The organism is Acinetobacter sp. YH12027 (assembly GCF_013420085.1).
Lineage (GTDB): Bacteria > Pseudomonadota > Gammaproteobacteria > Pseudomonadales > Moraxellaceae > Acinetobacter > Acinetobacter amyesii.
Map to the genome: position 1 here is coordinate 65,055 of NZ_VOYW01000011.1, position 12,274 is coordinate 77,328.

At 38.1% G+C, this 12,274-nt stretch carries 13 protein-coding genes; all 13 read right to left on the reverse strand.

Annotated features, from left to right (window positions below):
• Positions 1 to 2 precede the first annotated feature (2 nt).
• The 13 genes from ndk to FTT94_RS05375 all read right to left on the reverse strand — a co-directional run bounded on the left by ndk (position 3) and on the right by FTT94_RS05375 (position 11,946).
• Entirely contained in the window at positions 3 to 434 is a 432-nt protein-coding gene (ndk, locus tag FTT94_RS05315) for a nucleoside-diphosphate kinase (RefSeq protein ID WP_078189614.1), read from the reverse strand.
• A gap of 109 nt (positions 435 to 543) precedes the next feature.
• Entirely contained in the window at positions 544 to 744 is a 201-nt protein-coding gene (iscX, locus tag FTT94_RS05320) for a Fe-S cluster assembly protein IscX (RefSeq protein ID WP_078189615.1), read from the reverse strand.
• 121 nt (positions 745 to 865) lie between these two features.
• Complete coding sequence (locus tag FTT94_RS05325; RefSeq protein WP_180021007.1) at positions 866 to 1,417, reverse strand: phosphatase PAP2 family protein; 552 nt, start codon at positions 1,415 to 1,417, stop codon at positions 866 to 868.
• 193 nt (positions 1,418 to 1,610) lie between these two features.
• Positions 1,611 to 2,888, reverse strand: a complete 1,278-nt coding sequence (locus tag FTT94_RS05330) for a glycosyltransferase family 4 protein (protein WP_373686014.1) — start codon at positions 2,886 to 2,888, stop codon at positions 1,611 to 1,613.
• 119 nt (positions 2,889 to 3,007) lie between these two features.
• Positions 3,008 to 4,036 carry a sensor histidine kinase gene (locus tag FTT94_RS05335; protein ID WP_180170349.1) on the reverse strand — a complete coding sequence of 343 codons (1,029 nt, stop codon included), beginning with the start codon at positions 4,034 to 4,036 and terminating at the stop codon, positions 3,008 to 3,010.
• A complete protein-coding gene (locus FTT94_RS05340; protein ID WP_180170350.1) occupies positions 4,027 to 4,911 on the reverse strand; it encodes a hypothetical protein in 885 nt (294 codons plus the stop codon). The genes FTT94_RS05335 and FTT94_RS05340 overlap by 10 nt, the downstream gene beginning before the upstream one ends.
• 369 nt (positions 4,912 to 5,280) lie before the next feature.
• Positions 5,281 to 5,691: a hypothetical protein gene (locus tag FTT94_RS05345; protein WP_078189619.1), complete on the reverse strand. Its 411-nt coding sequence runs from the start codon at positions 5,689 to 5,691 to the stop codon at positions 5,281 to 5,283.
• A gap of 13 nt (positions 5,692 to 5,704) precedes the next feature.
• Positions 5,705 to 8,014: a fimbria/pilus outer membrane usher protein gene (locus FTT94_RS05350; protein ID WP_180089878.1), complete on the reverse strand. Its 2,310-nt coding sequence runs from the start codon at positions 8,012 to 8,014 to the stop codon at positions 5,705 to 5,707.
• A gap of 5 nt (positions 8,015 to 8,019) precedes the next feature.
• Positions 8,020 to 8,748, reverse strand: coding sequence for a molecular chaperone (locus FTT94_RS05355; protein WP_180062955.1), 729 nt, complete (start codon positions 8,746 to 8,748; stop codon positions 8,020 to 8,022).
• A 91-nt stretch (positions 8,749 to 8,839) separates the two neighbouring features.
• Positions 8,840 to 9,340 carry a hypothetical protein gene (locus tag FTT94_RS05360; RefSeq protein WP_180005392.1) on the reverse strand — a complete coding sequence of 167 codons (501 nt, stop codon included), beginning with the start codon at positions 9,338 to 9,340 and terminating at the stop codon, positions 8,840 to 8,842.
• Positions 9,341 to 10,176: 836 nt separating this feature from the next.
• On the reverse strand, positions 10,177 to 11,001 hold the full coding sequence (locus FTT94_RS05365) for a hypothetical protein (RefSeq protein WP_257231193.1): 825 nt from the start codon (positions 10,999 to 11,001) through the stop codon (positions 10,177 to 10,179).
• Positions 11,002 to 11,313: 312 nt separating this feature from the next.
• A complete protein-coding gene (locus tag FTT94_RS05370) occupies positions 11,314 to 11,709 on the reverse strand; it encodes a DUF2971 domain-containing protein (RefSeq protein WP_180170352.1) in 396 nt (131 codons plus the stop codon).
• Positions 11,710 to 11,757: 48 nt separating this feature from the next.
• Positions 11,758 to 11,946: a hypothetical protein gene (locus tag FTT94_RS05375; protein ID WP_257220830.1), complete on the reverse strand. Its 189-nt coding sequence runs from the start codon at positions 11,944 to 11,946 to the stop codon at positions 11,758 to 11,760.
• Between the last annotated feature and the right edge of the window lie 328 nt (positions 11,947 to 12,274).

Genomic DNA, 12,274 nt, shown 5'->3' on the forward strand with positions numbered 1-12,274 from the left:
AATTAACGAGTACGTGGAGCGATCTCAGTTTGAGCGAAGAAGTAGTTAACTTCACGATCAGCAGATGCTACAGAGTCAGAACCGTGAGCAGCGTTTTCGTCGATGCTTACAGCGAAGTCTGCACGGATAGTACCAGGAGCAGCTTCTTTAGGGTTAGTTGCGCCAAGGATTTCACGGTGAGCAAGAACTGCGTTTTCGCCTTCAAGAACTGAAACTACAACTGGACCAGAAGTCATGAATGCAACTAGGTCACCAAAGAAACCACGTTCTTTGTGCTCAGCGTAGAAGCCTTCAGCTTCAGCTTGAGTCAAGTGTTTCATTTTAGTTGCAACGATTTGAAGACCAGCTTTTTCGAAACGAGCAAAGATGTCGCCGATGTGGTTTTTAGCAACTGCGTCTGGTTTAACGATAGATAAAGTACGTTCAATAGCCATGAGAGGCTCCTTAAGTCAATTTGACGTGAAAAATTTGCCGCATTATACCGAATAATGCGCTATTTTCTGCTTTTGCTATACAAAAAAATTGCTTTTTTCGATGTAGGGATTAACTTGCCTCATCAATCCAGGCCATCTGAATTCCCTCAAGCAGACCTTCAGTCGACTTTTCAGGGTCATCAGTGAAATTTGGCAATGCACATACCCATGCATGTAGGTCAGTAAAGCGAATCCATTGCGGATCAACATCAGGGTGAGCTTCATACAGCTCAATTGCGATATCAATGGTATCTGTCCAGCGTAAACCCATGGGTCTTCCTAACATCGTCTATAGAATGATGGCTTACTTTAACAAATTTCGGCAATTGGACGTGATAAACCCTTTTAATTTTTTTATTACCAGATTTTGCAATTGAGATGTCCACTTCAAACTATAAAATCAAACCAAAAAGAGGTGCACAGAGAATAATTGCGGCACCCACTGCAGCGCCTATAGCAGCACCGACAGCGACATCACTTGGGTAATGCAAACCTAAGATCATGCGAGATAATGCCACTAATAAGCTAAAGGGCAACATCAGGACCAACAGCATGGGTTGAATATAGCCCAGCACAGTTGTTGCCATGACTGCATGTAGAGTATGCCCTGATGGAAAACTAAAATGATCTAGAGGGCGTTCACCTAAGCGAATCACTTGATGCACTTGGTACGGTCTTGGGCGCACAGTTTTCTTTTTGAGGAGTTTATAGATCGAGGTGCCGACGAAACCACCCAGTAATACATAGACGATTTGTACACTGTAATACATGCCCTGCACGATCCAGACCGTCGCCAACATGACATACCAAAACACACCATCACCAAGTCGACTCACCATTTTAAATATGTCAGCGACAACTTGTTGATGCGAAAAATGATTGAGATAAATACAGCCTTTTAAATCGAGATGCAGCATTCTTGTTTTTGCATTTTTAAAATTCATCGCTAATCTCCTATCTACAGTCAAAGCCTGACTATGTTGGGGTTGAGCTAGATTTGTGTTGTTATTTTTACAAGTTGAGATCTGTGTTTGACTCAGCTTAAGTTATCTTTTTGACAGTGCAATGATGCTTTGATGACAGTTCGATGAATATTAATTTTTGAAGATGCTCAACTTTTCTATACAACCAATAGCGCTAGCTCCATTGGCTCATCATAGCTTGATCCACCACGCGATATAGCGCGTGCTCAAATTGCTGTACAGGATATTGCCAACCAATTTTAGCAGCGTCTTTTGCCGCCTCGATGCCCATGGTTTTTAATTTAGCGCGTTGCGGCAATTGCTGCATGAGACGAATAAATTCATCGGTTCGAGATAAATGACATAACCATCCCGTTTGCTGATTTCTCACGTGCAGTTGGGCACATGCAGCATTATATGCAATCACCGGCAATCCGCTAGCCATCGCCTCCAAAACCACATTACCAAAGGTCTCAACCTGACTTGCGAAAACAAAAACATCCGCACTGGCATAGGCTTCCGATAAAGCCTGACCACTTAAACTTCCCATAAAAATAACATCTAGGGATTTTGCCAGTTGCATTAGTCGTTCACGATCAGGCCCATCACCCACAATGACCAATTTCGTTCGTGCATCCATAGCCAACATCGAACGGTAGGCAGAAATCAAAACATCCACTTCTTTTTCAGGAGATAGCCTTCCGACATAGAGCATCACGCGGGTATGTTCATCTGCTTGCCACTGTTGTCTCAGTTCTGCTTGATAGTGTGAGGGAGAAAATCGACTATGGTCCACACCTCGCCCGACCACCACCAATGGGCAACTAAAACCTAATCGATGCAAGGCATCTGCAGTATCTTGGCTCGGTACACAGGTGAGTTGAGTATTGTTATGAAACCATCGTAAATAATGTTGTACGGGCTTCATTAAAAACGCTAAATCAAAGAAGCGACTAAAATCATGAAAGGCCGAATGAAAACCACTGGACACAGGAATCTGTAAAGAACGCGCCAGTTGAAGCATAGCAAAACCCAAAGGCCCTTCAGTGACTATATGCACAATGTCGACTTGGGCTTTTTTTAAAGCTTTACTGAGTTTGATCAGTTGCGGCCAGCCAAATTGTAAACCTGAATACTTAGGAATCGACTGCGCTCGAACCAAACACTCTTGATCAGGTCTGAAATCCTGACAACTTTCGGACTGTTCAGGGCGTATTAAAAATATTGAGTTGCCTTGTTGCTGCAAGCCTTTACACAACTGCAATAAAGAATGTGCAACACCATTAATTTCTGGCGCCCACGTATCTGTAACAATGGCGATTTTTAGACCTGGACGGATTAATGTTGAGACCGTTTGCACATCCATTCGTGATTGCATATGCTTAAATTGGAACTGAAATCGCGCAGGTTCATCCTGCATACGCCCTAAATTAATAGCCGATTCTGTCATGATCTTACATGCTTCTTATAAATGTATAGTCACAGTTTAAGCAGCAGTTTTTTGCATTTTGATGATTATTTGATGACAGTTTATTGAAAAAAATTGACTAATTTCTTCTACAAAATCATGATTTATCCGTAATTTTTAATCACTTTTAAAATCGTCTGACCCGCACGAGAAGTGATTTGCATATCTGCGTTCATCCGCTCTAAACGCCCACTCATACTACGAAGCCCCACACTCAAACCGGCTTGATTGACCAAATCCACATCACCCCCCACGCCATTGTCTTCTACTTCCATTATCAATGCCGAGTTTTCATAATAAATCCGAATCTGCACCACGGTCGCATGACTATGCTTCACAATATTGGTTAATGCTTCTTCGGCTACACGCTGTAGGGTTAAACATTCCATTGGAGTAACATCCACTTCCCATTTTGCAGGAACTGACCATTTAGCGTGTATATCGAGCTCATCAAATAACTGATTAAAACGGTGCCTAAAGGGTGCCATCCATAACAATGGGGTTTCAGGCAGTTTGGTGCCTAAACTTGAACCGCTATCAATGATATGTCGTAAATCATCTCTTAAAATTTTCAACATCGATAAAAATTGCGAATTGGTCAGATCTTTGGAACTCTGCTCAACCGATGCCATTGAACGAACCAAGGAGCCACCTAAGCCATCATGTAGCTCATGTGCAATTTGAATACGCTCTTGCAAGCGGGTATTTTCCATTTCTAACTGATAATGATTTTGTAGGGTATGCGTCAACTCTTCCTTTACTTGAGTGACCGTTGTTGCCAACGTTTGATTAAACTTTTCAATTCGTCTCACACTTTTAGTCAAGCGTAGTGCAAAAATAATCGCCACACCCAAGGTTGTTATCGGGGAAGCATATGCCGAAATCAAATCCCCTTCATTCATCATTAAGCGCCAACCGTCATGGGCACCAATTGGGACATAAATCAACAACATAATCCCTGCCAGCAACTTGGCTTCAACTTGTCCTGATTTATAAGCAATCCACGAAAATGTCAGGCAATTCAGCATATAGCAAGCATAGCCCACCATAAAACTCAAATCTAAGACAGGTTGTACCAAAGACTGTGGTGTAAAAAAAATCAAGCAACCCAATACAAAAACAGTCATCCCCATGACTTTTTCAAGACGTGGAAATTTTCGTCCTGCAAAACGCCAAGGATAGAGACAAGTCGCTGTCGTAAACAAAGAAAGATAAAGATATGCAAACGATAGAAATCTAGCGTTGATAGCCCCCAAAGCGTCTCGGTAGCTAAAAGTTGCCCAACGTATAGCACCCAAAGAAAACTGGTTATGGCATACCAACCAAAAGCGTTCTCTTCGCGTCGAAACAGCCAAACCAGCCCCGCAATGATCCCCAAGATAAACTCAAAAATAGTGGTGTAGCTATGCAAGCCTCGCATAGCCAACCAATGTTTTTCATACACTTTGGTATTATCGTGATAGCGGTTTAAACTAACCTCACCAAGCCCTGGATTCAGTGCATTGACGCCCACCACTCGTATCAGCACTTCATTCTGACCTTGCTTTAGGCTGTTGGGTGGAATTACCCATTGCCGAGGCATATTCCAACTTCGTGACAAAGGCTCTTGTAATGAATCATCCTGCCAAAACAGCTGACCATTCAAATACACTTGCCCTGCCATATTGATGTAACTCACCATCAAATAAAGCGGATCTGAGCCTGCATCTTGACACGTGTATTGCCATTTCAAGCGATACCAAGCTGTGCCAGAATAATTATCCCAACGATCTGGTAACTTTTCTATCGTTTGCCAATGCTCATGCCCGGTCAATTCTCCGCTTGGCATCTGCGCCTGAGCGACTTCTTGACTGACTAATTTTGACTGACATGATTGGGCAATAGCTTGTGGACTTAGCCCAATTGCACCAAATACAAGACAAAGAACGGTAAATTTCAGCTTTAAAGGTTTAATTAGAGAAATGAGGACATTTAAAAATGTCAGACGTGTTTGAACGCAATACGCCAAGCACATCGAACCTTTTTTCCGACATGCGCAACTTGGAGCATTTGAATGATAGCGATTCAATACTGACCTTCACCGTTAGCCGAAATAAAATGGCTAAAATAAAAACAAGATCACATATTAAACCTATGAACTCTAATAAGAAAAACTTTTTCTGAATTATTTATTCTTAACGCTATATCGATATTTTAACATCTCGAATACTCAAGACATTCACATCCAACTTTATATTTGCAACAGAGAATGGAGCTACTTAGATTGAAGCTAGAGACTCACATTAATATCTATACTCAAGCTTCAATCTAGCGACATGAACTTAGCACTCTGCATATAATCACCTTAACCATGAAATAAAATCACTCACTAAGCCTCTCAAAACACCATATTTACAAAGACTGTATCGCGGTAGATTCCTGCAGGTGTCGTTGCATTCACTCGCTCCACCAAACGCACAGCAATCACATAGTTATTTTTGCCAGCGCCTTGCTCTGTAGAAACATTCCACAGATTTTCCATCGCACCTGAAACAGTCATTCGTGTTTTGAGCTTAATCGGGCCATTCGTCACAAAACTACTGCCCGAAGTATCCTGCAAATTACGGCTATTAAAGCGTATGCGGTATTTACCGGAACAATCGACACTAAATGAACTCGCCGCTTGACTATTATAGTAATTCGCCAAGCGCATATTGGTTTCACTGATTCGTCCCATTTCACAACGACTCGGTGCAGCAAATGTTATTGAACTAAATAACGCTGCTGAGATGAGTAAAATACTTTTCATTGGAAATACTCCTTTATTTACACTGCAATGTAATTAATTCAGGAGTTTGGTTTTCTACCTTTTTCGGCACTGTTAATGCTGTTTGGCAAGATCGACCACCACTGGTCCTCACCGTCAACTTGTAGTAGCCTTCAACCAAACCATATAACATTACCGTGCCATCTGAACCCACTGGATAAACATCAGCTTCTGGGGTATCAATTGCAACTTCACTTCCTGCTACAAATTGATGACCTTGTTCATCCAATATTTTGACCAATATTTGTTGTGTATCAAATACTGAAAAATTAATGTTATAACCACGCTGTCTTAACGCAACTAAACGATGTGCAGCATTCGGAACTTTGCTTTCGATCGGCAATTGGTTTTCATCGAATGAAATATCGTAATTAATATAAGGAACGATATCGTGTACAAAGGCATAGCCTTTTTTATTGGTTTTCGCGACTGGAGACATTGATCGCATGACATCAATATCTTCACGACCACCAACATTCACTAAAGCAAAAGCATTATCGACAAAACTGGTCAATGCGTATTGACCACCCACCCACACCATAGCGCCACGGTAGCCAACCTGTGTTGTTGAATCATTTTCACTATAGAGATGACTCAAGGTTAAATCACCAACATTAGTGGACAAACCACCATAGGCATTTAATACCGTTTCATCATTACGATAATCCACACCGAGCGCATAATTTGCACCATATTCACCAAATGCATTTTGGATGAAACGTACACCGCCGGATTTATTGGTACCTGCATCAGCCTGAATACGTTTACCACCACCAAAATTATAAGAAAATGTAATAAAGGCACCTGAGTCATCGCTATCACCAAATTCTTTAAAATAATTGGCGGTATACATTAAATTCTGTGTGATTTCGCGACTCACACCCACTGTGAGCATTTTGCGATCCTCTAATTCAAATAAAGGATCATTAGATTCATACTGGGTTTGTTCGATATAGTTCAGGTTTAAATTTTGAAAGAATGGGAAATTAGCAAAACTCAAATACGCCATATTTTCAAATTTTGGAAAAATATGATTATCTTCATAACCTAACGCCCGATAATCATTTGTAGCGTAGCGTGAACTCACACCAAAATTGAGTTTCCCGAAATTACGACTAATAGCCAAACCTGCAGAATAGCCATCGTCATTATCGGTTTTACTGCCTAAAAAAATACTGTCTAAAACAAACCATCGATTGACCGCTTGCGTCCATAGCAGTCCTGCATTTTTTACTTTGTCACTATAGGTAGCACTTGCACCCAACGTGGTACGACTGGTGACACCTCTACGCCAATAGGCTGAACTGAAAAAATCGCGATAATCACTATTTTCTTCGTCATAACTGAAGCGTAGTTTCCCTAATGAAATGTTGTAATCATTTAAGTCTTCTTTGAGCAATTTACTACTAATTAACACCGGGAAGCTTCGAACAGTGGTATTCCCCAAGACATCTTGTACAACCATTTGCGCTGTACCTGCACTTTCAATATTGGCACCTGTTTGTAAGTTATAATCTCCAGGTGAAATCTTTTTCTGATAAATATTTACGCCATCAATATATAAATCAACAGTCGAAGGTAAAACTGCACTACCTTTTAGACTTGGAATATTCCAATACACAAAATCTGGACGTGACGTATAGTCTGTACCAAAACTCAAACCACCAAATCGCACACCATGAATTAATGCGCTATAGGCAGAGGTCGTATCACCAATAATCAGCTTGGTCGCACTTTTGGAGAAATCAAACTCAAGACTACTATTTAACCTTACAAATTTTTCTTCACGATAATCATCCCCTTTATTATTTCGATAAAAGGCATTATTTCTTAAAATCCAATTGTCTTTAAACACCCCAAGTTCAGGCAGTACACCAAAATTATTATGTTGAGTGTTATTTTCAAAGTGCATTTCATAATTGAGAAATGCACCAAAATTTGCAGGCATCGGCTGACTGATTAAGGCATCCGTTTCTAGCCCAAAGAAATATTTTGATGGAAGATTAATTTTGATGGCTTGCAATTGAGGATCAAATCCAGACTGAATATCTTGATCCGTTACCAAACAAAATGAATTTTTAGTTGCATGTCGTTTCAGAATTTCTACTTTGATTTGCAGCTTATCAAGATCTGCGCATTCTATATAAAACTTGTTATTTTCAGTCAGTAATAATACTTCGCTCTTGCGGTCTACTTCGTTTACCCAAATACTGGTTGGAAATAAATCATCAGGCATATCAACGGCTTCTGCATGAGCAGAATTAGCACATAAAATACAATATAGAAGCAATGTAATTCTGTTCATAGCCACTACTCAACTAAATTAAACTCCAAAGGAGTGTCACCTTTATCTGTTTCCACAACGACTTTATAATTACTAGCGCCTTGTAAAGAAACATTCCCGATGTCGTATTGGTTTTTACCTAATGCCAATAAATATTTCATATCGGAAGATTCAGCGACTGTTTTTTTGCTTTTATCGATGACATAAAGTTTTTGGATTTGAATGTGTGATTTTGCTAAATTTTCAACCTGAATAATGGTGCGACCATTCGTTTTTTTGGCAATAAATTTCAAATAAGCGGGTTCTTGTTTGCCGACAAAAAATGGCACATTAATACTTAATAACAGTGCAATTTTCGATTCAGAGTTCGTCACTTGTGGTAGCTCAGTATAAATAATACGCCATGCTTCTTCTTGTTGTAGATTCATACTTTCTACAGATTGAGTAAAACCCACACGAACCATTTGTTTTGAATTTGGTTTTAAAATAAAGTTTTTCGGATTGATAATAATATTGGATTCAGGTGAAAGAACATCTTCCCCTGCGGCATTTTGAGTCCATTTAAATGCTTGAGCTTCAAAAATACGTGGTGTCTCATCATCCCCTTTCGATTCCAAAGTAAATGTCGCACTGCGTTGTTTAGATTTATCGGTTAAATATAACTGCACAGGGCTAATTGAAATACCTGCAAATATTTGAGGACTCAATAAGCAAGTTATTAAACTAAATGAAACGACTTTGAATAAACTTTTCATATACCCACCCCAGTACATTTAAATATTATTATCAATTCAAAATAAAAAGAAGTTGACCCTAACTGTGTAGAATCAACTCCCTAAATTTGGATTAGTAAGCTACTTTGATATATAAAGTATCTTTGTATGTACCAGCACGTTGAGTACCTGAAATTGTATTTTTTGGAGCTACAGATACAGCAAAGTTATCAACGCTCATACCAGCTACAGGTGTAGAACCGATTGGATAATTCACACCACCTTTTGAAGTCGTGATTTTTGTAAATACTTTATCACTAGTGGTTTCATGTTTTACAAAAGTATCTGCACTTGAACCCGCGTTTAGCGTAGATAGATTTAATGTATATGGAGTGTTCGTTGTAACTGTAAAGCCACTAGCACCCGTATAACTGTCTTCAACGAGTTTGATGTCTTTACCTACCAAAAGCTCACATGCTTTAAGAATCTGTAACTTTATGTCGATTTCGCCTTCACACGGCGCACCGCCACATTGTTTAGATTCTTTTTTACCACCAGCGATTGCAGATGTTGCTGGAAGTGCTACGAACAATGTTGCAGATAGTACTGCGGTTAAAATTTTAGATGTAGACATTTCACTTCTCCATTCTCATATGAGATTTATTAGTATGTGCATCAAAGGATATTTATTAAGAAAAACTAATTAATCTTACTTTCCCTAGGTGCTGATTCATTCTTAATCATGTGGAGAAAAAAAGAACCTAATGCGGAATATTCACACGAATATTCATGTAATATTATTTTTTACGAATATTTAAATTATGTGGTTGTAATATATTAAATATTTTTAATTTTTATATTTTTATTTAATTTTTCTCTTTATCCCAAATTTTGGGGATTTTTTTCATATCCCTATTTTTTGGTATAACATATCTTATTGTTTTTATTAAATTTAGTAACATTAAAAATAATATAGGCTGTTACATATTTCACCAAATATTTGTGAAATAGTTCAAAATAATTTTCAAACAAACCAATAATATTTGAATATTCAACTATATTAATAGTAAAGGCCGATTAAATTTTATTTTTAAATAGAATCTCGAATGTATAATCACTACTTTCAGGTATGTCTTTTGAAACGCAATACAAGAATTACGTCACCAAATACTGAGCCTTTGTATTAAATTACAGGTTTTGAAACACGTCTTAGTTTCCAATGTTAAGCTTTTGTAAATCATATTTTCTTTCTTTAAATTTCAGTTTTTTGTTTTTCAAATTTTTAGAATCTCATTTATTATATGAAATATCATGTATGTTAAAATTCAGTCCCTCTCTTTCAACCCTCTTTTTACTTTGATTTTTTATTCAAAATACTGACTACCTCATTTAAAAGTATCTACATTCATCTTTAGAAAATTCTATAAATAAAAAAAGCCCCAAGTTATGGGGCTTTTTAAAAAATTTAACTTACTCACTGACTGGATAAAGCAATCCTTGATCGACTCGAAAGATTTGACCTGATCCAAAGTCAATCTGCTGCAACTCTCCTTTTAATTTTGGGAAGCCAGCAATTTTTTCCAATTGTGGTGAGCGTTGAAAATTCTTCGTTTTAGGATTGTACATCCAATAAATAAATCGCTTATCTTCTATTTTTCGACCATCAGAGGTATCTGAAAGTACAACATCATAGTATCCATCAAAATTCACATCTAAGAATCCCATACTATTCCCAAAGGCATTAAAGCCTTGTAATGACTGCAAGACTTTGCCATTTGATTTATTAATCACATCTACGCGTTTTAGAGACTTCCCATAAGGTTGGTCTGCGGATTGCACCCCATAAAACTTAAACAGCAGGATAGGTTTATCTGCAGCTTTAAACGCAGGTTCAAACTGTAGATAACTTGTAGATGGTGGTGCCGTTTGTTCCGTCAGTTCAGCTTTAAAGTAGCCTGTATTTGCATTCAATGTACCTGCCAATCGATAAGCTGCTGCAGCACTTTGTTCCGTCCCACCATTGACTGAATTCAAGTCAATAAAATCTGCTTTTTGAGTCCCTTTAAAGTTAATTTGTTTGGGCTCTTGCAGATCAGTCAACGTCCCGTGCGGATTCCATATGCCAGCATACAAATCTAAGAAATAGCGTCCTTCAGTCGAGCGAAGCATCCGCTGCATGGATATCCGAACATCAGGTAAAGGCTTTAACTCAGACTGTGCTATATCTGAATCTTGTGCAAAACTCACCACAGGTAGACAAAGAGCGAGTAAAAGAGAGAGTTTTGATATTTTCATTGCAATTACACACTCCATGCAGCATGAATAATGCCTACTCTATCACAACCTAAATTCAACTCAGCTGACACAAATATAGGAGTTTTGAAACCATCCATGACTCAAAACCATCAAATTAAATTTGATTCACTTTTAAAGACCATGTTTCCAAATCTAATGAAATGCATTTCAAACTAATATTAGATTCAACACATAGATCTTTCAGCAATTCACACTGATCTCTTATGATCAATTACTGGCTTCACAAGCTCTTGCTTTCTTCTAAGATCAATATATGCATTTTTCCCAACATATACTTCAAAAAAGGCTTCTTCAGGCAATTTTAACGTATAAATTGGACACGTTTGCAATTGGGACTCTTTGCCAAAGTTGGTCATTGATATATGCATGTGTTTTTGTAGAAAAGTGATACCCGAATTGAGCATCGCTAATATTCTTTACAATACGTACTTCCTCTTCGTATGCCCATTCCTGCATTTTATAAAGCAAACCATGCTTTATTAAAACTTCTTCATTATCCCAATTTAAAATATTTGAATTTCCTACAGACATTAATTTTTCAACACTTGCCACATTGGCCTGCTTCGGCGCTGTTTTTAAATATCTCAACTCCCCTTTTGTTGAAGGAATAATAAATTGATCACCATCTTCAAGGCCTGCTTTGCATGTGTCTATTCCGATCACAACACCTTTTTTAACTATCCCCATAATGTGGCCAGATGAGTAGATTTAAAGCAGTTCTAGTCAAACTTAAAATCACATATTTTCTAGAAAACTGATTTCGGAATGCCCTACTGCTACCGATGTCGGTACATCCAAATCATAAAAACCAAAACCAGTGCATTCAAATGGGTCATTAAAATCTTCTAAATGTGAAAAACCTAGAGATTTTGTTTTCAAAATCGTTAAAGCAGCTTCAAAACTCACATATTTATATAAAATCATTATTCTAACCCACGCTAATATTGGGTTCCTTGTATCATAAAACTCAAAAGATAATTAAATAAATTCTTTTCTTTGCTTACGATTTTGTTCGATTGGATCCAAAGTATGAACGAGTACAAAACATTGTTTTGTACGAAGTACAACGAGGCAGCACACTGTTCTGAGTGACGCGTAAGGAATGAAAGCACTACTTTTTTATTTTTAAGGCACGTAACTTTAAATATTAAAAAACCCACTCAAAATGAGTGGGTCTTCGTATTCAAATCAATTGATTCAAGAAATTAGTTTTTCTCTTTATCAACGATTTTGTTTGCTTGGATCCAAGGCG

What these genes read in the sequence shown, in the direction of transcription:
- FTT94_RS05370 (WP_180170352.1), bottom strand. Translation starts at nt 11,709, where the DNA reads ATGGGGATAGTTAAAAAAGGTGTTGTGATCGGAATAGACACATGCAAA.
- FTT94_RS05335 (WP_180170349.1), bottom strand. Translation starts at nt 4,036, where the DNA reads ATGGGGATGACTGTTTTTGTATTGGGTTGCTTGATTTTTTTTACACCA.
- iscX (WP_078189615.1), bottom strand. Translation starts at nt 744, where the DNA reads ATGGGTTTACGCTGGACAGATACCATTGATATCGCAATTGAGCTGTAT.
- FTT94_RS05350 (WP_180089878.1), bottom strand. Translation starts at nt 8,014, where the DNA reads ATGAACAGAATTACATTGCTTCTATATTGTATTTTATGTGCTAATTCT.
- ndk (WP_078189614.1), bottom strand. Translation starts at nt 434, where the DNA reads ATGGCTATTGAACGTACTTTATCTATCGTTAAACCAGACGCAGTTGCT.
- FTT94_RS05375 (WP_257220830.1), bottom strand. Translation starts at nt 11,946, where the DNA reads ATGATTTTATATAAATATGTGAGTTTTGAAGCTGCTTTAACGATTTTG.
- FTT94_RS05325 (WP_180021007.1), bottom strand. Translation starts at nt 1,417, where the DNA reads ATGAATTTTAAAAATGCAAAAACAAGAATGCTGCATCTCGATTTAAAA.
- FTT94_RS05360 (WP_180005392.1), bottom strand. Translation starts at nt 9,340, where the DNA reads ATGTCTACATCTAAAATTTTAACCGCAGTACTATCTGCAACATTGTTC.
- FTT94_RS05365 (WP_257231193.1), bottom strand. Translation starts at nt 11,001, where the DNA reads ATGAAAATATCAAAACTCTCTCTTTTACTCGCTCTTTGTCTACCTGTG.
- FTT94_RS05355 (WP_180062955.1), bottom strand. Translation starts at nt 8,748, where the DNA reads ATGAAAAGTTTATTCAAAGTCGTTTCATTTAGTTTAATAACTTGCTTA.
- FTT94_RS05345 (WP_078189619.1), bottom strand. Translation starts at nt 5,691, where the DNA reads ATGAAAAGTATTTTACTCATCTCAGCAGCGTTATTTAGTTCAATAACA.